This is a genomic window from Serratia liquefaciens ATCC 27592 (assembly GCF_000422085.1).
In the GTDB taxonomy this organism is placed as follows: domain Bacteria; phylum Pseudomonadota; class Gammaproteobacteria; order Enterobacterales; family Enterobacteriaceae; genus Serratia; species Serratia liquefaciens.
The window spans coordinates 618555-638572 of record NC_021741.1; the positions used below are offsets into that span (position 1 = coordinate 618555).

Here is a 20018-nt window from a genome sequence, read left to right on the forward strand (position 1 = left end):
TCCATCACAATCGCGATGGACTGCCACTGTGGTCACAGGGAAAATTGACTTAAAAATCGGTCGATCATCAGCCGATCTTCTGCAGTCAGTTGCCAACCGGGGTGGCGACAGTAATCGGTGGCGATGATATTGCGTCGTTGCAGGACGGTCTTTTCGATCTGAATGATGTATTCGCAGTGACTCATCCAGCGTTGGATGTAAGGCAACAATGCCTGATGCAGCCTATTCGCTTGTTCCACTTCACCGGCCTGCCAATGGCGATAAATACGCAGGTAAATCTCGCTGAACGAGCAACCCGGCATCACGCCTTTGCCGCCCGCCGCCAACATCTGCAACATATAAAGCCCGGCATAGCCGTTCAGCACGTTGGCTTCAGGGGCCAGTTGCAGAAATTCTTTGGTGTATTCCACCGGCGGATTACATTCAATTTTGAACACCGCATGGGGATAGCGGGCTGCCACGTCGGCCAATTGTTGCGGGGTGATCGGCAAACCGGTTTCACTCGGCGCGTATTGCACCATTACCGGGATGTCTACGGCCTCCAGAACGGCGAAAATGTGCTGCTGGATCGCCTGTGGGCTGGGTTGAAGGAAAAAGGGGGGCAGCAGCATCAAAGCGTCGGCGCCCAGAGCTTGATAATGACGAGCGCGTTTGACGGCGACTTCGCTGCTGTGATCGGTGACCGAGATAGCGCGAAACAGCGGGGCTCCTGCCAGTTCGCTGATAAATATCTCCGCCAGGCGTTCTCGCTCAGGCTCCTCGAGCTTCGGGAATTCGCTGGCGATGCCAAATAGCGTCATTCCCTGAACGCCGGTTGCTGCCAGATGCTCCAGCAACTGGGTAAAACTCAGCGGGTCGATTTCGCCATTGGCCTTGAACGGCATGGCGACGATAGGGTTGACCCCTTCAATGTCGATAGCTTGGTAACGGCCCATTATTCCTCCTCCCGATCGGCCAGTACGGCACCCTGCGCAGCAGGTAAAGCCCAGCGACGATATAAACGCAGGAAGCCGCGCGGCACTTCTTTGTCCACGGGTTGCCAGTTTTGGCGCCGCTGCGCCAACATCGTCTCGTCAACGTGCAGCGTAAGAGTACGCGCGGGAATATCGATGGATATTTCGTCACCGTCTTGCACCAATGCCAGCTCGCCGCCGTCCACCGCTTCAGGCGAGATATGGCCGACAAACAGCCCGCGGTTGGAGCCGGAGAAACGGCCGTCGGTGATCAGAGCGCAACTGTCAGCCAGGCCCATGCCTTCCAGCGATTTCATCGGCTTATACATTTCCGGCATGCCGGGGCCACCTTTAGGCCCTTCATAGCGCAAGACCAGGGCGCTACCCGGCTTAATCTGGCCGGACATAATCGCCTCGACGGACTCCTGCTCGCTGTTGAACACCACGGCGGGCCCCCGGAAGCGCATCAAATTTTCCGGCACAGCCGCAGGCTTCACCACGCAGCCTAACGGTGACAAATTACCGTGCAGTACGGCAACGCCAGCTTCATTCCGCACCGGAATGGCCAGGGTATGGATGACTTCCGGGCGGCGGCTTGGCCGGGTTTCCGCCAGCAGTTCCGCTTTGGTTTTGCCGGTGACGGTTAACGCGTTGAGATCGAGCAGTTTGGCAATCTCAAGCTCTACTGCCGGTACGCCACCCGCTTCCCAAAAATCAATCATGTCATGTTCACTGGCCGGATAGAGCGAGGCAACCAGCGGTACCTGGTGGCTCAACTCATCGAAGACGGACAGCGGCAGATGGCCTAATTCCGCTTCGTAATGAATGGCTTGCAGATGCAGAATGGCATTGGTGGAGCCGCCGGTGGCCAGCAGGTAGATCACCGCATTGCGGATCGACACGGCGGTGATAATTTGGCGGGCATTGACGCCATTCAATACCAGTTCCACCGCGGTGCGCCCGGTTTCGATAGCGCACTCGCGGCGTTCGGCCGAAACCGCCGGCAGCGTGCTGCTGCCAGGGAGGCTCATACCCAGTACTTCACCGATGCAGCACATGGTGTTGGCGGTGCCGTACATAGTGCAGGAGCCCGGGCCGGGTTCGGCGATATTTTCGATATGGGCAAATTCCGCCTCATCGATTTCGCCACGCATCTTCCAACCGATGGCCTCGGTGACGATGTTGCCGTCCCAGTGTTTACCTTTATATTCAGCCGGGTACATCGGCCCGCCGTTAACCATGATGGCCGGAATATCCAGCCGCGCCGCCGCCATCAGCATGGCGGGGACAATTTTGTCGCAGGAGCCAAGTAACACCATGCCGTCGAAACGATGGGCACGCATCATCACTTCGATGGAGGCGGTGATCACTTCACGAGCGGCCAGAATGTAGCGCATGCCGAGATGCCCTTCGGCGATACCGTCACAGGGAGCGATAGTGCCGAATACCATGCCGACCCCACCGGCCTCTTCAATGCCCTGCAATACTTTGGCCGTCAGCTCATTCAGATTGGCGTGGCCGGCCGTCGCGTTGGTATAGCTGTTGACCACGGCGATCACCGGACGGCGCAGTTGCTCGTCACTGTGCCCCATGGATTTGTATAGCGCACGCTTCAGCGCGCCATCATCGCCTTCCAGAATGGGGTTGAAATGCGAGCCGCAACCGCCGCTGCTACAGGTTCCACATCCGCTCATAATCAAGATCTCTCAGTGATATTTAAAGGATTGTCAGCGTCAGACTGAGCAATATGTTGGTGTTGCAAGTCATGGTTTTTTTTAGGGGAGACCAGTTTGGCCGGCAGCATGAAAATCAACGGGGCGCAGAGCAACAGGAAGCCCGCCAGAATGTACAGGCCGCTGTCGGTTTGTCCGGTTTGATCTTTCAGCCAGCCGAGCACCGTGGGGCCGAAGAAACCCGCGAGGTTGCCGACAGAATTCACCAGAGCAATACCGGCAGCGGCGGCGGTGCCGGAAAGCAGGGTGCCGGGCAGGCTGATGTAGGTAGGGATCAGCGCCAGGGTGCCGGACATTGCTACGCATATCCACGTCATCATCCAGAAGGTGGAGCCGCTGCAGTAAGCGCTCAACGTCAGGCCGATGCAGCCAATCACCGCCGGGATGGCGATATGCCAGCGACGTTCCTGCTTAAGATCGGAATGGCGACTGTTCCAGATCATAAAGACGGCGCCAAACACGTAAGGCAACGCAGCCAGCAGGCCGATTTGGAAATCGTCGCTGATACCCGAAGTCTTGATAATGGAAGGTAACCAGAAACTGACGCCGTAATAACCGACGTTGAAACTGAAAAAAATCAACGCCAACAGCCAGACATAGCGGTTAGCCAGCATCTCTTTCAGGCTATGGGCCGTTTTGCCATTTGCTGCGCGATCCCGGTTGGCGCGATCTTTGGCCAGATCGGTTTGCACGATCTGTTTTTCTTCGGCGGTGAGCCATTTGGCTTCAGCCACGTTGTTATCCAGGTAACGCAGCACCACAAAGGCCAGCAAGAAAGAGGGAATGGCCTCGACCAGGAACAGCCACTGCCAGTTGTGTAAACCGCCGACATTTTCGAACAGTTTGAGGATCAAACCTGAAAGCGGGCTGCCGATAATCACCGACAGCGGTGTAACCAGAATGAACAGTCCCAGCGTGCGGGCGGAACGCCATGAAGGGAACCACAGCGTTAAATAGAACACGATGCCGGGGAAAAAGCCGGCCTCGGCCACGCCAAGCAGAAAACGCAATACATAGAAGGTGGTTGGCGTGGTGACAAACATCATGGCCGCGGACAGGATCGCCCAGGTGGCCATGATGCGGGCAATCCAAAAGCGCGGCCCGAAGCGTTGCATCAGCAGGTTGCTTGGCAGCTCAAAAATAAAATAGCCGATGAAGAAAATACCGGCACCGAGACCATAGACGGTATCGCTGAAGCTCAGGGCGTCTTGCATATGCAGCTTGGCGAACCCGACGTTAACGCGGTCCAGATAGGCGAAGAAATAGCACAAAATCAGGAAAGGGATCAGACGGCGAGTAATTTTACCGTACACCCGCGTTTCAGCGGCCTGTTCCGCCGTTGGATTTTCCGTGGTCAGCTTCATGATGGTTTCCTCTGATTTATTTTTATTAGCCGGGTTACACCGGCGTATTCAAGGAGCGATCGGCAGCCTTGGGCTGCGGCAGTACGGTACTGAGGCGTGAGGTGTTACCCCACCGATTGACGCCAGGCGGCCTGATAGGCCAGCGCGCGTTGACGTAATGCCGCCAGGCTGATGCCGGGTTGATAGAGTCCGCCTCCCAGCCCAAACCCGTTGCTGCCCGCCTGGATATAGGCGCGCATCTGCAGGGGATCCGGTTGGATCCCTCCTACCGGCAAGCAAACCAGTCTTTGGGGAAGCACGACACGCAGCGCCTTGGTTACCGCTGGGGTAATACTTTCTGCCGGGAACAGCTTCAATCCGCTGGCTCCGGCGGCAAGGGCGCAGAAGGCTTCGGAAGGGGTGGCCACGGCGGGCATGCTGATCAGATTTAAATAACGGGAATGGCCGATCACTGCAGCGTCGGTATTGGGAGAAATAATCAGTTGTCCCCCGGCTTTGGCCACCTCTTCAACCTGCTGGACGTTCAGGACGGTGCCAGCGCCGACAAAACCCCTGTCGCCGACGGTTTTCCTGATCACGCGAATAGAGTCGTACGGGGTGGGGCTATTAAGCGGTACCTCCAGAAAGCGGAAGCCGCAGTCCAGCAGAATTTCGGCGACGGGCTCAGCCTCCTCAGGCGTGATGCCACGCAAAATAGCGACCAGGGGGAGCGGCTGTTGCTGCCACTGTTGGAGGAAGATTTCTGGGCTCATTGGGCGGTTCCTTGTAGTAGGGGATACAGTTGACTTAATCCGTTGATAAAGCAGCTATCGCCATCCGTGGCGCGCAATGACAGGCCCAAGGGTTCCGCCGCCATTTGGTAGCGCGCAACCAGCGGGGGGCTGGCGACAACCCAGATGGGCTGGTGCGCGGGCAACGCCTGAAGCTCATTACCGATCAACAAGCCGGAAAGGTAGCTGTGTATATTTTCCGCTGCGATTTCACCGCTGAGGCGGCGGGTACGTGCCGAGAAAATCAGGTGGCTGAGGGGGGCACCGCTGCGTGCCGTATCGGCCCCGAGGATGAACGCCTGCGCGTCCTCCTGTTGTTCCGGCAGGGCGTTGCCCAAAATGGAGTGCCGGCTGAGCAACGAGAACAGTTCGCCGGTCATAAAGGTTGAGAAGTGGCCGATTTCTCCCTGATTCAACTGAACATGCTTGCTGTGGGTTCCGGGTAAAATTGCCAGGCATTGCGCCGCTGGATGTCGTCTGGCCAAACCGAGCAGCTGCACTTCTTCTCCTCGCATCACTTCGGGCTGCTGAGCCAGCCCCAGCCCCTGAACGCCGGGAATGATCCACGCTGGGCTACCCCAGTCAGTGGTGAATTTCATGGCCCCAGCCGCCAAATTTTTCAGGCCGCACGGCTGGGTTATGTAGGCAACCTCATGCCACCCCTGTTGTGATCCCACCATGCCGGCCATGACCACCGGCAAAGCGCCATGTTCGACTAACCAGGGCTGCAATAAGGTATGCAGGGTGTCGGCAAACCGGTTTTTTTCCACGGCCAGCAACCCGCAGGGATGGCTGAGGTTACTTAGGCATTGCTCCCCACACATTAAAAAAGCGCGGAAGTTAGTGGTGCCCCAATCGATACCAATCCAGTTGTTATTCATTCAAGTAATACAAACCATTAAGTCTTGTCATACAAGAATGCTAGAGCGAAAATTGCTCAGGATCTGTGAGGGCGATCGAAATTACAGCAAAGAGGGATTTTTAGAGGATGTGGGCGAACATTTCCGGTTGCTGCTGCCAGTGATTCTTTTTGGCCGCATTGAGCAGAATGACACGCATACGCTGGCGTGCAGTTTCTACCTGTTTGAAGCGAATGGCCTCCAGCAATTGTTGGTGCTCTTCAACCGCACTTTTGGTCAGCCGGATATCTTCTTCCAGCGTTTGCTGGAAAGAGAGCGCCATAGCCGCGGAAAGTGCGCTGCCCAATGAATGCAAAAAAGGATTGTGGCTGGCGCCCAGCAAGGCAAGGTGAAATGCCATATCGCCCTGCTCGAAGAGTTGGCGACTGGCCTGCTGTTGCCCTTGTGACATGAGTTTGCAAGCATCTTCCAGCGCGGCCAGGTCATGACCGGTGGCGTTAACGGCCGCTAATGCCGCGATATTCGGTTCAAAGATCAGACGGGTGACCATCAATTGTTCGACCAGTTGTTGGTCGAGACTGCCTTCCGCCAACCAGCTCAGTACGTCAGGATCCAAAAAGCTCCATTGCTCGCGGGCATTGACGGTACTGCGCTTCTTGGCCTGAATGGAGACCAACCCTTTCGCCGCCAGCACCTGCAACGCGTTACGTACCGAAGTGCGTGAAACCGAATACTGCAAGGCCAATTCATTCTCCCCCGGCAGCGACAGCCCAGGCGGCAGATCGCCACTGATGATGCGGCGGGCCAAATCTTGCGTCAGGGTTTCCGATATGGTGGTTTGCGCGGTTTTCATCCGTGGTTCTCAGGTAATTAAAGCGGCAGTTGCGCCCTATACTAAGCTAAGCGGCGTGCTGGTGGTACCTGTGCCGGTTTGAATGAAGAAAACGAGCGTTTTTTCATGCAAATTTCACCGGTTCAAATTGCATGTTTATGTACAATCGTCAATGGGCGTTGATCGGCCTGATTGTTAACCCATTGACAGCATTACTGATGAAAAGTGGGGGATATCATAATTTTCTAATTATGAAATGAATCCTCTGGCGATGATAGGACGAGGCAGTTACCCTGAACCGATATACCCGTCATACTTGAAGCTGTATCTGTGTTGACTGCGCTCACTTACCCGAATCACTTACTGAAGTAAGCTCATTGGGATAAGCTCGCTTGCCGCCTTGATACAGCTCCAATTATTTAGGGTAATGAAATCAATCAACAAGAGAGCAAGTATGACTGATTCACCCATCCGCATTGCGATTGCGGGTTCCGGCGGCCGTATGGGCCGCCAATTGATCCAGGCGGTACATCAGGCGCAGGGCGTGGTTTTGGGGGCGGCAGTATCGCGCCCAGGTTCAAGCCTGATTGGGACCGACGCCGGTGAACTGGCGGGCATTGGTGCGCTGGGCATAACCGTCAGCGACAGCCTGGAAAAAGTGGCCGACGATTTCGATATCTTGATCGATTTCACCCGTCCGGAAAGCACCCTGGCGTACCTGGCTTTCTGCGTTGAGCACAAAAAAGCCGTGGTGATTGGCACCACCGGTTTCGATGATGTGGGTAAAGAAGCCATCCGTGCCGCGGCTGGGCAGATTGGCATCGTCTTCGCCGCCAACTTCAGCGTGGGCGTGAACCTGGTGTTAAAGCTGCTGGAAAAAGCTGCGCAGGTGATGGGCGACTATACCGATATTGAGATTGTTGAAGCGCATCATCGTCATAAGGTAGACGCTCCTTCGGGGACGGCTTTGGCGATGGGCGAGGCGATTGCCGGCGCGCTGGGGCGCGATCTGAAAGAGTGCGCGGTGTATGCGCGTGAAGGTTATACCGGTGAACGCGATCCGAAGAGCATTGGCTTTGCCACTATTCGCGCTGGCGATATCGTCGGTGAGCACACCGCCATGTTCGCCGACATCGGTGAGCGGGTAGAAATCACCCATAAGGCCTCCAGCCGCATGACTTTTGCCAGTGGTGCGGTTAAGGCTGCAGTATGGCTTGAAGGTCATGATAAAGGCCTGTTTGATATGCGTGATGTGCTCGGTTTAGACCAGTTATAATTGATTTGTATGCCATCGTGATGTGGCTGTATTAATCATAGTGCTATGATTAACGGACAATAATTTTATTGTCCTTTTTTTTAACATGATAAATATGTGTTTGAGGTTGTTTTTATTGGTTGATTGCTATTTTTGGTGGTTAACTTTTAATTTATGATGCTTTTTCCCCCTCCAACGTATCTCACGCCTGGAAAAGCGCCCTGGGAATTGTGATTTTCTGTCTTTAGAGCTCGCAACCGTTTACTCACCCGAGTTTAGGCGTGTTTTTATGGCTACTGACCCCATTAAACGCCGAGAAGTGCAAAAATAAGAGAAAAAATGGCGCTTTGGGTAGACAAGCGGAGCACTCATCATTAAAATGCGCCCAATTTGCCAAAAATTGACCTTGAGGGCGGTTTTTGCATTGATTTAGATCGTGATATCTGAATTAATATGCAAATATTGTGATTGATTATTCCTTGGAGGGTGTTTTGATTAAGTCAGCGCTATTGGTTCTCGAAGACGGAACCCAATTCCACGGTCGGGCCATCGGGGCAGAGGGTACGGCAGTGGGGGAAGTGGTCTTCAATACGTCGATGACCGGTTATCAAGAAATCCTCACTGATCCTTCCTACTCCCGCCAGATCGTTACTCTTACTTATCCTCATATCGGCAATGTCGGCACCAATGCTTCCGACGAAGAATCCTCCGCTGTACACGCCCAAGGCCTCGTCATTCGCGACCTCCCACTGATTGCCAGCAACTACCGCAACGAAGAAGGCCTGTCTGACTACCTGAAGCGTCACAACATCGTGGCGATTGCCGATATCGATACCCGCAAGCTGACCCGCCTGCTGCGCGAGAAAGGGGCACAGAACGGCTGCATCATCGCCGCCGACACGCCGGATGCCGCCTTGGCGTTAGCGAAGGCCAAAGCCTTCCCGGGCCTGAAAGGCATGGATCTGGCGAAAGAAGTTACCACCCAGGAAGCCTACAGCTGGCAGCAGGGCAGTTGGACGCTTGAAGGCGACCTGCCGGAAGCCAAACCGGCCTCTGAGCTGCCGTTCCACGTGGTGGCCTATGACTACGGCGCCAAGCGCAACATTCTGCGTATGCTGGTGGATCGCGGCTGCCGCCTGACGGTGGTGCCGGCACAGACCCCGGCGGATGAAGTCTTGAAGATGGATCCGGACGGTATTTTCCTGTCCAACGGCCCGGGTGACCCGGAGCCATGCGATTACGCCATCGCCGCCATCAAGCAGTTCCTGACAACCGATATCCCGGTGTTTGGCATCTGCCTCGGCCATCAGTTGCTGGCTCTGGCCAGCGGTGCAAAAACCGTGAAGATGAAGCTTGGCCACCACGGCGGCAACCACCCGGTAAAAGATCTGGATAACGACTGCGTCATGATCACCGCGCAGAACCATGGTTTTGCGGTAGACGAAAACAACCTGCCGGCCGAACTGCGCGTCACGCACAAATCCTTGTTTGACCACACGGTGCAGGGCATTCACCGCACCGATAAAGCAGCGTTCAGCTTCCAGGGCCACCCTGAAGCCAGCCCGGGCCCACACGACGCCGCGCCGCTGTTCGATCACTTTATCGAACTGATTAAGACTTACCGTTCTAACGCCAAATAATCAGGAGCAGTAAAAAATGCCAAAACGTACAGACATAAAAAGCATCCTGATCCTCGGCGCTGGCCCGATTGTTATCGGCCAGGCGTGTGAGTTCGACTACTCGGGTGCCCAGGCGTGTAAAGCGCTGCGCGAAGAGGGTTACCGCGTTATTCTGGTCAACTCCAACCCGGCCACCATCATGACCGACCCGGAAATGGCGGATGCGACCTACATCGAGCCAATCCACTGGGAAGTGGTGCGTAAAATCATCGAAAAAGAGCGTCCGGATGCCGTGCTGCCGACCATGGGCGGCCAGACCGCACTGAACTGCGCGCTGGAGCTGGAACGTCAGGGCGTGCTGGCCGAGTTCGGCGTGACCATGATTGGCGCTACCGCTGACGCGATCGACAAAGCAGAAGACCGTCGTCGCTTCGACGTGGCGATGAAAAAAATCGGCCTGGACACCGCGCGCTCCGGTATTGCGCACAATATGGAAGAAGCGCTGGCGGTGGCCGCTGACGTCGGCTTCCCGTGCATTATCCGTCCTTCCTTTACCATGGGCGGCACCGGTGGCGGCATCGCTTACAATCGCGAAGAGTTCGAAGAGATCTGCGAGCGTGGTCTGGACCTGTCCCCAACCAAAGAGCTGTTGATTGACGAGTCGCTGATCGGCTGGAAAGAGTACGAGATGGAGGTGGTGCGCGATAAGAACGATAACTGCATCATCGTCTGTTCGATCGAAAACTTCGATGCCATGGGTATCCATACCGGCGACTCCATCACCGTAGCACCGGCGCAAACCCTGACCGACAAAGAATACCAAATCATGCGTAACGCCTCGATGGCGGTACTGCGTGAAATCGGCGTGGAAACCGGCGGTTCCAACGTGCAGTTCTCGGTTAACCCGAAAACCGGCCGTTTGATCGTCATCGAAATGAACCCGCGCGTATCCCGCTCTTCGGCGCTGGCATCTAAAGCCACTGGCTTCCCGATTGCCAAAATCGCCGCCAAACTGGCGGTCGGTTACACCCTCGATGAGCTGATGAACGACATCACCGGTGGCCGTACGCCGGCGTCGTTTGAACCGTCCATCGACTACGTCGTGACCAAGATCCCTCGTTTCAACTTCGAGAAATTTGCCGGTGCCAATGACCGTCTGACTACCCAGATGAAATCCGTCGGCGAAGTGATGGCGATTGGCCGTACCCAGCAAGAGTCGCTGCAGAAAGCATTGCGCGGGCTGGAAGTGGGCGCCACCGGTTTTGACCCTAAAGTGAGCCTGGATGACCCGGAAGCACTGACCAAAATCCGTCGTGAGCTGAAAGACGCCGGTTCTGACCGCATCTGGTACATCGCTGACGCCTTCCGCGCCGGCCTGTCCGTTGACGGCGTCTTCAACCTGACCAACGTAGACCGCTGGTTCCTGGTGCAGATTGAAGAGCTGGTACGTCTGGAAGAGCAGGTTGCCGGCACCGGCATCAACGGCCTGACGAAAGAGTTCCTGCGCACTCTGAAGCGCAAAGGCTTCGCCGATGCGCGTCTGGCCACCTTGGCCGGCGTCGCCGAAAGCGAAATCCGCAAGCTGCGTCATGGCTATGGCCTGCACCCGGTTTACAAGCGCGTGGATACCTGCGCGGCGGAATTCGCCACCGACACCGCTTACATGTACTCCACTTATGAAGAAGAGTGCGAGTCCAACCCGACCAACGACCGTCCGAAAGTGATGGTGCTGGGCGGCGGGCCAAACCGTATCGGCCAGGGTATCGAATTCGACTACTGTTGCGTGCACGCCTCGCTGGCGCTGCGCGAAGACGGTTACGAGACCATCATGGTCAACTGTAACCCAGAAACCGTGTCTACCGACTACGACACCTCCGACCGTCTGTACTTCGAGCCGGTAACGTTGGAAGACGTGCTGGAAATCGTGCGCATCGAGAAGCCGAAGGGCGTTATCGTGCAATACGGTGGCCAGACGCCGCTGAAATTGGCGCGCGAGCTGGAAGCCGCAGGCGTACCTATTATCGGCACCAGCCCGGACGCGATTGACCGCGCCGAAGACCGTGAGCGTTTCCAGCAGGCGGTACACCGTCTGGGCCTGAAACAGCCGGCCAACGCCACCGTGGCAACCATTGAGCAGGCGGTAGAGAAAGCGGCCGGGATCGGTTACCCGCTGGTGGTTCGTCCTTCTTATGTGCTGGGCGGCCGGGCGATGGAAATCGTTTACGACGAAATCGACCTGCGCCGTTACTTCCAAAACGCAGTCAGCGTCTCCAATGACGCCCCGGTGCTGCTGGATCGCTTCCTGGATGACGCGGTAGAAGTCGACGTCGACGCCATCTGCGACGGCGAACGTGTGCTGATCGGCGGCATCATGGAACACATCGAACAGGCGGGCGTGCACTCCGGTGACTCGGCTTGTTCACTGCCGGCCTACACCCTGAGCAAGGAAATTCAGGACGTGATGCGCCAGCAGGTTGAGAAACTGGCGTTTGAGTTGCAGGTGCGCGGTTTGATGAACGTGCAGTTCGCCGTGAAAAACAATGAAGTTTACCTGATTGAAGTCAACCCACGCGCCGCGCGTACCGTGCCGTTTGTTTCCAAGGCCACCGGCGTGCCGTTGGCCAAAGTGGCTGCGCGCGTGATGGCAGGCAAAACCCTGGCTGAGCAGGGCGTGACGGAAGAAGTCATCCCGCCTTACTACTCGGTAAAAGAAGTGGTGCTGCCGTTCAACAAGTTCCCAGGCGTCGACCCGATTTTAGGGCCGGAAATGCGCTCTACCGGGGAAGTGATGGGCGTGGGCCGTACCTTCGCCGAGGCCTTCTCCAAGGCGATGCTCGGCAGCCAGTCAGGCATGAAAAAACAGGGCCGTGCGCTGCTGTCGGTGCGTGAAGGCGATAAAGCCCGGGTAGTAGATCTGGCGGCAAGCCTGCTGAAACAGGGCTTCGAGCTGGATGCCACTCACGGTACCGCCGTGGTGCTGGGCGAAGCGGGGATTAACCCACGCCTGGTCAACAAGGTGCATGAAGGCCGTCCGCACATTCAGGACCGTATCAAGAATGGCGAATACACCTACATCGTCAACACCACCGCCGGTCGCCAGGCGATTGAGGACTCCAAGCTGATCCGTCGTAGCGCATTGCAGTACAAGGTGCATTACGATACGACCCTGAACGGCGGCTTTGCCACCGCGATGGCGCTAAAAGCGGATCCGACCGAACAGGTGACTTCGGTGCAGGAGTTGCACGCGCGTATCACCAAGTAATTCGATGATGCCGTAAAAGCCAGGGCGCTGCAGTTCATTGCAGCGCCCTTATTTTTTTAACTTGTTCAGTGAATTTGTTGTCGTGAATTAGAAATTTCCGCTATCAATCATTCAGCAAACTGTCACCCTGTGTGATTGGTATATGCTTGATGTATTGGCATGGAACGAAGGAACGACGACAACAATGATTCTGATTATTTACGCCCATCCCTATCCCCGGCATTCGCATGCCAATCACCGCCTGCTGCAGGCCGTGAAGGATATTCCCGAGGTGGAGGTACGCTCGCTGTATGAGCTGTACCCCGACTTCAATATCGATATCAATGCCGAACAGCGGGCACTGGAGCGCGCCGATCTGGTGGTGCTGCAACATCCGATGCAATGGTACAGCCAACCACCGCTGCTGAAATTGTGGATCGATAAGGTGCTGGAGCACGGCTGGGCCTATGGTCATGAAGGCAATGCCCTGGTGGGCAAAGATGTGCTGTGGGCAGTGACCAGCGGTGGCGATGAACACCATTTCGAGCTGGGCGATTACCCGAACTTCGCGGCTCTCGGGCAGCCGCTGCAAGCGACGGCGCTGTACTGCGGTATGCATTGGCAACCGTATTTTGCCGTGCATAACACCTTTACCTGCAATGAACCGGCGCTGATTGCGGCAGGGGAAGCCTACCGTCAACGGCTGGTAGCCTATCTGATGGAACACGGTGAACCCGCCGAGCAGGGAGTTGAGCATGGATAATCACCAGATGATGATTGAGGGGCTGATCTATTTGGGATCGGCCGCGTTGTTTGTGCCGATTGCGGTGCGGCTCGGGCTGGGCTCGGTGTTGGGCTACCTGATTGCCGGCTGCATTATTGGCCCCTGGGGGCTGAAGCTGGTCTCCGATGCCGAATCGATCCTCACCTTTGCCGAAATCGGCGTGGTGCTGATGCTGTTTATCATCGGCCTGGAGTTGGATCCGAAACGGCTGTGGACGCTGCGCGCCTCGGTATTTGGCGGTGGCATTATTCAGATGGCAGCATGCGGATTGGCGCTGAGCGCCTTTTGCTACTTCCTCGGATTGAACTGGAAGGTGGCGCTGCTGATTGGCCTGACGCTGGCGTTGTCATCCACCGCCATCGCCATGCAGGCCATGAGCGAACGTAACCTGACGCCGTCGCCGATTGGTCGTAGTGCGTTTGCGGCACTGCTGTTCCAGGATATCGCGGCGATCCCCCTGGTGGCGATGATCCCACTGCTGGCCAGCAGCGGTGCCACGACTACGTTAGCGGCGTTTTCCCTGTCAGCGGCCAAAGTAGTGGGTGCGCTGGCAATAGTGGTACTGCTGGGGCGCTATGTGACCCGGCCGCTGCTGCATTTTGTCGCGCGATCGGGCATGCGTGAGGTTTTCAGCGCCGTGGCGCTGTTCCTGGTGTTCGGCTTTGGCATTCTGCTGGAAATGGCCGGGCTGTCGATGGCGATGGGCGCCTTCCTCGCCGGGGTGCTGCTGGCAAGCTCTGAATACCGCCATGCGCTGGAAAGCGATATTCAGCCGTTCAAGGGGCTGCTGCTCGGGCTATTCTTTATCGGCGTTGGCATGTCGATCGACTTCGGTACCTTGTTCCATCACCCGCTGCTGATCGCCTCACTGCTGCTGGGCTTTATGCTGATCAAGGCGGCGCTGCTGTGGCTGATTGGCCCCTGGCTTGGGGTGCCGAAGCGTCAACGCGGCATGTTCGCGATCCTGCTGGGTCAGGGCAGTGAGTTTGCCTTCGTGATCTTCGGCGCCGCTCAACTGGCCGGAGTATTGCCGCCAGATTGGGCCAAATCGTTGACGCTGGCGGTTGCCCTGTCGATGGCGGCGACGCCGCTGCTGCTGGTAGTGGCAACACGGCTCGAGAAAAATACGCCGAAAGACGAACGGCCGGCGGATGTGATTGATGAAGAGAACGCCAGCGTGATCATCGCCGGGTTTGGTCGTTTCGGTCAGATAGCCGGCCGTTTACTGCTGGCCAATGGCGTACATACCGTGGTGTTGGATCACGATCCTGATCATATTGAAACGCTGCGCAAGTTCGATACCAAGGTGTTTTATGGTGATGCCACCCGCGCCGATCTGCTGGAGGCCGCCGGTGCCGAGCACGCCAAGGTGTTGATCAACGCCATCGACGACGTGGAGGCTAACCTGCAACTGACCGAATTGGCCAAACGGCACTTCCCGCACTTGAAAGTGGTAGCGCGCGCGCGTGATGTCGATCACTGGTATCAGTTGCGTCAGTTAGGCGTGGAAAAGCCGGAGCGTGAAACCTTTGAAAGCTCGCTACGCATTGGTCGTGAGACGCTGGAGTTGCTGGGGCTGGACGCCTACGAGGCGCGGGAAAAAGCGGATACGTTCCGCCGTTATAACCTGAAAATGCTGGAAGACACGCTGGATAATTATCAGGATACCGAATTCCGCGTTGCCAGCCTGCAGCGGGCGAAAGAAATGCTCAGCGCGGCCATCGAACAGGATCAGGATCGGTTGGCACGAGTACCGCAGAGTGGTTGGCGTGGCAGTATTGATGGCAAAGCGCCGGAAGATGAGGTGGTGGAAGCCAAGGGATAAGCCTAATGGGCGCAGCCGTCGGGCTGCGCCCACGATGGCCGAATTAACTCAGCGCCACCTTGATACCCAGAGCAATCAGCATCCCGCCCAGCAGCTTATCCACCACCTTTTGCGTTTTCTCCAGGCCACGACGCACCGGTCCGCTTTGGATCAGGAACACCAGAACTGGCCACCAGAGAGCAGACAGGCCAAGGATAATTCCCGCATACCACAGCTTTTCGCCCAACCCTGAGTCGATTTGCAGCACCTGGGTGAATACCGCCAGGAAGAACAGCGTAGCTTTTGGGTTGAGCAAATTGCACAGATAGCCCTGTACAAAGGCGCTTTTCAGGCTTGTTTGCTGCGGCGGCAGGTTACTGACGTTCATCTTGCTGCCGCTGCGCGACAGCAGTGCCTGAATGCCGACCCAAATCAGGTAGACCGCACCGGCGTATTTCAGCACGTTGAACAGCCATGGCGTGGTGGTGATCACGACCGCCAGCCCGGCGACGCAGTAAGACATGTGAGTGGCGACGCCGCAGATCACGCCGAAAGCCGTCATCATCGCGGCCAGACGCGGGTAGCGGGCGGCGTTCTTGATCACCAGGAAAAAGTCCGGGCCGGGTGACAGCATGCCCAAGGTAGCGATACCAGCAACGAACAGCGAAGTTTCAAGCATGATTTGACTCTCTGCACAAAAGGCGTAATGGAGGCGATAATAACGCCACGTCCCCTGATACGCATCAACCAAATGAGGTAATGTTTGGCAATATGATGAATATTCACTCAGGGATCTCGACGGGGCCTCATGTATCAGACAACCCATATAGACCAGCCGGAAGCGCAGCGACAGCAGCGTGAAATTACCCGCCTGTGCATTCAGTGCGCTTTACTGTTGCTGCAGCACGGTGCCGAGAGCACGGTGGTGGAGCAGTTATCGACCCGATTGGGGATAGCGCTGGGGATGGACAGCGTTGAAAGTTCGATCTCGGCCAATGCGGTGGTGCTGACCACCATCAGCCACGGTGAGTGTCTGACCACCACGCGCAAGAACGTCGATCGCGGCATCAATATGCAGATGGTGACGGAGGTGCAGCACATCGTTATTTTGGCAGAGCATCGGCTGGCGGATGTGCATGACGTTGCCCGGCGCTTCGACAAGATCCGCCCTTTGCGTTATCCACGCTGGCTGGTGGTATTGATGGTGGCGCTGTCATGCGGTTGTTTCAGCGTGCTGAACGGCGGCGATCAAAAGGCCTTTGCCGTCACCTTTATTGCCAGCGGCCTGGCTATGTCGGTGCGTCAGGTGCTGACCGCACGCCACATGAATCCCTTGATTAACTTTTGCCTGACGGCCTTTGTCGCGACCTCGGTTTCCGGGCTGTTGCTGCGGCTGCCGCTGTTTAACGAAACCTCCACCGTGGCGATGGCCGCCAGCGTATTGCTGCTGGTGCCCGGTTTCCCGCTGATTAACGCGGTGGCCGACATGTTCAAGGGCCACGTCAATACCGGTTTGGCGCGCTGGGCGATGGCCAGTCTGCTGACGCTGGCTACCTGTATCGGCGTGGTGATGGCGATGTCGCTGTGGGATCTGCGGGGGTGGTCATGAGTCTGCTCTGGGCCTTATTGCAGGATATGCTGCTGGCGGCGGTGCCGGCGTTGGGTTTCGCCATGGTGTTCAACGTGCCGCTGCGCGCACTGCGCTATTGCGCGCTGTTGGGGGCGATTGGCCACGGCTCCCGCATGCTGATGATGCATGTGGGGATGAATATTGAATGGTCATCGCTGCTGGCGGCGATCCTGATTGGCATCATCGGTATTTATTGGTCGCGCTGGCTGTTGGCGCATCCGAAGGTGTTTACCGTGGCGGCAGTGATCCCGATGTTCCCCGGTATCTCGGCCTATACCGCGATGATCAGCGTGGTGGAGATTTCGCATCTGGGTTACAGCGAGGCGCTGATGGCCACCATGATGACCAACTTCCTCAAAGCCTGCTTTATCGTGGGGGCATTATCGATTGGGCTGTCATTACCTGGGCTGTGGTTATACCGCAAACGTCCCGGCGTTTAAGGATCATGGGCCAAAAATTGTTGGGCATTAGATATACTGATAAGAGCTATCTTATATATTCATATTGCTTGATTAGCCTATCGACGACCGTTGGGGCTTTACGTATAGTGTGAGCAATTTTGCTGCCTACACAGGGTTTAACAATGATTATCAGCCTGATCGCTGCCTTGGCGGCGGATCGCGTTATTGGCATGGAAAACGCCATGCCTTGGCACCTGCCGGCGGACCTCGCGTGGTTTAAACGTAACACGCTGAATAAACCGGTTATTATGGGCCGTAAAACTTTCGAGTCTATTGGTCGTCCGTTACCGGGCCGCCATAACATCGTGTTGAGCAGCCGTCCTGGCACCGACGCCGGGGTGACCTGGGCGACTTCGCTGGACGAAGCGCTGGCCGCAGCCGGTGATGTGGAAGAAGTGATGGTGATGGGCGGCGGGCGTATTTATACCCAGTTCCTGGCACGCGCTAACCGTATGTACCTGACGCATATCGATGCCGAAGTCGGCGGTGACACCCATTTCCCAGACTATGAGCCGGACGAATGGGAAACCTCGTTCAGCGAGTTCCACGATGCCGACGAGTTGAATTCTCACAGCTATTGTTTCGAGATCCTGGAACGCCGTTAATGGCCGGCGATTAACCGTATCCTTCTGAGGGCGCAAGTGATTGCGCCCTTTGTCTTTTTACCACCCACCTCTCCCTGACTTTTCGTTGTAACATTTTCGTCACACTTCCTGATTAGTATGAAGCCCAACTCTGAGCGCCCCGGCAACTCTGGTGAATCTCGATCGCGGCGCCATATTAAAAAGGAAATAAACCTATGACGACCAAAATTGAGCAATTAGATGCCGATCGCCTGACCGATCCCACTCGCCGTAAACTGTTGCTGGGCAGCGCCGGTGCCGTTGGCCTGGCCGGTTTCCTCGGCGGCGGTATTTGGACGGTTTCCGCTCAGGCTCTGGCGGAAGATTTGCCACCGAACAAGCTGCTGGGCTTTAAAGGGATTGCCGCTTCCACCGCTGATGAGGTGGCGATTGCGCCAGGCTATCGCGCCGAGGTGCTGATCTCCTGGGGTGATCCGCTGGTTGAGGGGGCTGCCGCTTTCGACCCACAGGGCAACAACAGCGCTGCCGATCAGGAAAAGCAATTCGGCGATAATAATGACGGTATGAGCTTCTTCCCGATTGATGACAATCACGGCGTGATGGCCATCAACAACGAATACGTCAACGAGCAATACCTGTTTGCTCACGGCGGCACCAAAGCCACCAGTCTTGAAGACGTGCGCAAGTCACAGGCTGCCCATGGCGTTTCTATCGTGGCGGTACGCCGTGTGGGCGATAGCCAACGTTGGGAGGTCGAGCGCCCATCGCGTTATAACCGCCGGATCACCGCCAACACCGAGATGCAATTCAGCGGCCCGGCTGCCGGGCATGTGCTGTTGCAAACGGCGGCGGATCCTGGCGGCCGCAAGGTATTGGGTACCTTCGGTAACTGCGCCAACGGGAAAACCCCTTGGGGCACTTACCTGACCTGCGAAGAGAATTTCGATACCTATTTCGGCACTCACCAGGCCGACTACAAGACCACGGCGGACCAAAAGCGCTATACGTTGAAAGTCAGCGAACCTGAGCGTAACTGGCCGGATTACGATGAACGCTTTGACGTGGCGAAGAACCCTAATGAATTCAATCGTCATGGCTGGATCGTCGAAATCGACCCAATGAACCCTGGCTCAACGCCAATCAAACATACCGCGCTGGGCCGTTTCAAACATGAAAATGCGGCGGTGACCGTCGCCAAGGATGGTCGCCTGGTGGTCTACATGGGTGACGATGAGCGTGGTGAGCACATCTATAAGTACGTATCCAAAGGCGTGGTTGATGTGGCTAACCCGGCCAACAACCGCAGCCTGCTGGACGAAGGCACTTTATATGTGGCGCAGTTTGACGGGGACGCCAACGGCACACCGCTGAAAGGTACCGGGCGCTGGATAGCGCTGGAGTTCGGTAAAAATGGCCTGACGCCGGAAAATGGTTTCAGCGATGAGGCGGAAGTGTTGATCTTCGCCCGCAAGGCTGCGGCGCAGGTGGGGGCTACCAAAATGGACCGGCCGGAATGGATCGCCGTCAATCCACATGATGGGCGCGCCTATTGCACGCTGACCAACAACAGCAAACGTGGTGAAGAAGGTATGCCGTTGAATGCCGCTAACCCGCGACCGAACAATGTCTACGGCCAAATTATCCGTTGGGATGAAGGCGGTGATGCCACAGCTGCGTCATTCAACTGGGATATTTACGCGCTGTGCGGTAACCCGATTGCCCATCCGGAAGGCGTGAATCGCGGCACACCCAATATCACGGCCGAGAATACTTTCAACAGTCCGGACGGACTGGGCTTTGATAAGACCGGTCGCCTGTGGATCCTCACCGACGGCAAATACAGCAACAAGGGCGACTATGCCGGACAGGGCAACAACCAAATGCTGGTGGGCGATCCGCAAAGTGGCGAAATCCGCCGCTTTATGGTTGGGCCAAAGTCATGCGAACTGACCGGCATTACCTTTACCCCCGATTACAAGACGATGTTCGTCAACGTACAGCACCCGGGTGAAGAAGGTGACTCTCATTTCCCGAACAATAGCCCGCGTCCGCGTTCATCGGTATTGATGATTACGCGTGAAGACGGTGGAGTGATTGGGGCTTAAGAAGAAAACAGCGGGGCGGCATT

General features: G+C 56.5%; 16 protein-coding genes. 9 read left to right on the plus strand and 7 right to left on the minus strand.

The genetic code is table 11. The annotated features are described in order from the left end of the window. Nucleotides 1-32: 32 nt before the first annotated feature. The 6 genes from M495_RS02865 to M495_RS02890 form a co-directional block, all read right to left on the minus strand. Nucleotides 33-935, minus strand: a complete 903-nt coding sequence (locus tag M495_RS02865; protein WP_020825159.1) for a dihydrodipicolinate synthase family protein — start codon at nucleotides 933-935, stop codon at nucleotides 33-35. Next, entirely contained in the window at nucleotides 935-2647 is a 1713-nt protein-coding gene (gene ilvD, locus M495_RS02870) for a dihydroxy-acid dehydratase (RefSeq protein WP_020825160.1), read from the minus strand. The genes M495_RS02865 and ilvD overlap by 1 nt, the downstream gene beginning before the upstream one ends. A 2-nt stretch (nucleotides 2648-2649) precedes the next feature. After that, the gene (locus tag M495_RS02875) at nucleotides 2650-4050 is read right to left on the minus strand and encodes an MFS transporter (RefSeq protein ID WP_020825161.1); all 1401 of its coding nucleotides are present in this window, start codon (nucleotides 4048-4050) and stop codon (nucleotides 2650-2652) included. 104 nt (nucleotides 4051-4154) lie between these two features. Then, nucleotides 4155-4802: a 2-dehydro-3-deoxy-6-phosphogalactonate aldolase gene (locus M495_RS02880; protein WP_020825162.1), complete on the minus strand. Its 648-nt coding sequence runs from the start codon at nucleotides 4800-4802 to the stop codon at nucleotides 4155-4157. Then, nucleotides 4799-5701, minus strand: coding sequence for a 2-dehydro-3-deoxygalactonokinase (locus tag M495_RS02885; RefSeq protein ID WP_041414186.1), 903 nt, complete (start codon nucleotides 5699-5701; stop codon nucleotides 4799-4801). Before M495_RS02885 ends, M495_RS02880 begins: the two co-directional genes overlap by 4 nt. Nucleotides 5702-5801: 100 nt before the next feature. Further along, nucleotides 5802-6533 carry a FadR/GntR family transcriptional regulator gene (locus M495_RS02890; protein WP_020825164.1) on the minus strand — a complete coding sequence of 244 codons (732 nt, stop codon included), beginning with the start codon at nucleotides 6531-6533 and terminating at the stop codon, nucleotides 5802-5804. A gap of 433 nt (nucleotides 6534-6966) precedes the next feature. Here M495_RS02890 and dapB point away from each other — a divergent pair, with 433 nt between their 5' ends. From dapB to kefC, 5 genes are all read left to right on the plus strand, one after another. After that, nucleotides 6967-7788, plus strand: coding sequence for a 4-hydroxy-tetrahydrodipicolinate reductase (gene dapB, locus M495_RS02895; protein ID WP_020825165.1), 822 nt, complete (start codon nucleotides 6967-6969; stop codon nucleotides 7786-7788). 470 nt (nucleotides 7789-8258) lie between these two features. Further along, the gene (gene carA, locus M495_RS02900) at nucleotides 8259-9407 is read left to right on the plus strand and encodes a glutamine-hydrolyzing carbamoyl-phosphate synthase small subunit (RefSeq protein WP_071846583.1); all 1149 of its coding nucleotides are present in this window, start codon (nucleotides 8259-8261) and stop codon (nucleotides 9405-9407) included. A 16-nt stretch (nucleotides 9408-9423) separates the two neighbouring features. Further along, a complete protein-coding gene (gene carB, locus M495_RS02905) occupies nucleotides 9424-12648 on the plus strand; it encodes a carbamoyl-phosphate synthase large subunit (protein ID WP_020825167.1) in 3225 nt (1074 codons plus the stop codon). A 184-nt stretch (nucleotides 12649-12832) separates the two neighbouring features. Continuing rightward, nucleotides 12833-13390, plus strand: coding sequence for a glutathione-regulated potassium-efflux system oxidoreductase KefF (gene kefF, locus M495_RS02910; protein WP_020825168.1), 558 nt, complete (start codon nucleotides 12833-12835; stop codon nucleotides 13388-13390). After that, nucleotides 13383-15236: a glutathione-regulated potassium-efflux system protein KefC gene (gene kefC, locus M495_RS02915; protein WP_020825169.1), complete on the plus strand. Its 1854-nt coding sequence runs from the start codon at nucleotides 13383-13385 to the stop codon at nucleotides 15234-15236. Before kefF ends, kefC begins: the two co-directional genes overlap by 8 nt. Nucleotides 15237-15279: 43 nt before the next feature. Here kefC and M495_RS02920 read toward each other — a convergent pair whose 3' ends face one another. Continuing rightward, nucleotides 15280-15894, minus strand: coding sequence for a LysE family translocator (locus M495_RS02920; RefSeq protein WP_020825170.1), 615 nt, complete (start codon nucleotides 15892-15894; stop codon nucleotides 15280-15282). A 129-nt stretch (nucleotides 15895-16023) separates the two neighbouring features. Here M495_RS02920 and M495_RS02925 point away from each other — a divergent pair, with 129 nt between their 5' ends. From M495_RS02925 to M495_RS02940, 4 genes are all read left to right on the plus strand, one after another. Next, nucleotides 16024-16824, plus strand: a complete 801-nt coding sequence (locus M495_RS02925) for a threonine/serine exporter family protein (RefSeq protein ID WP_020825171.1) — start codon at nucleotides 16024-16026, stop codon at nucleotides 16822-16824. Then, nucleotides 16821-17285: a threonine/serine exporter gene (locus M495_RS02930; RefSeq protein ID WP_020825172.1), complete on the plus strand. Its 465-nt coding sequence runs from the start codon at nucleotides 16821-16823 to the stop codon at nucleotides 17283-17285. The genes M495_RS02925 and M495_RS02930 overlap by 4 nt, the downstream gene beginning before the upstream one ends. A gap of 143 nt (nucleotides 17286-17428) precedes the next feature. Next, the gene (gene folA / locus M495_RS02935; protein ID WP_020825173.1) at nucleotides 17429-17911 is read left to right on the plus strand and encodes a type 3 dihydrofolate reductase; all 483 of its coding nucleotides are present in this window, start codon (nucleotides 17429-17431) and stop codon (nucleotides 17909-17911) included. A gap of 194 nt (nucleotides 17912-18105) precedes the next feature. After that, the gene (locus M495_RS02940; RefSeq protein ID WP_020825174.1) at nucleotides 18106-19995 is read left to right on the plus strand and encodes a PhoX family protein; all 1890 of its coding nucleotides are present in this window, start codon (nucleotides 18106-18108) and stop codon (nucleotides 19993-19995) included. Nucleotides 19996-20018: the final 23 nt, after the last annotated feature.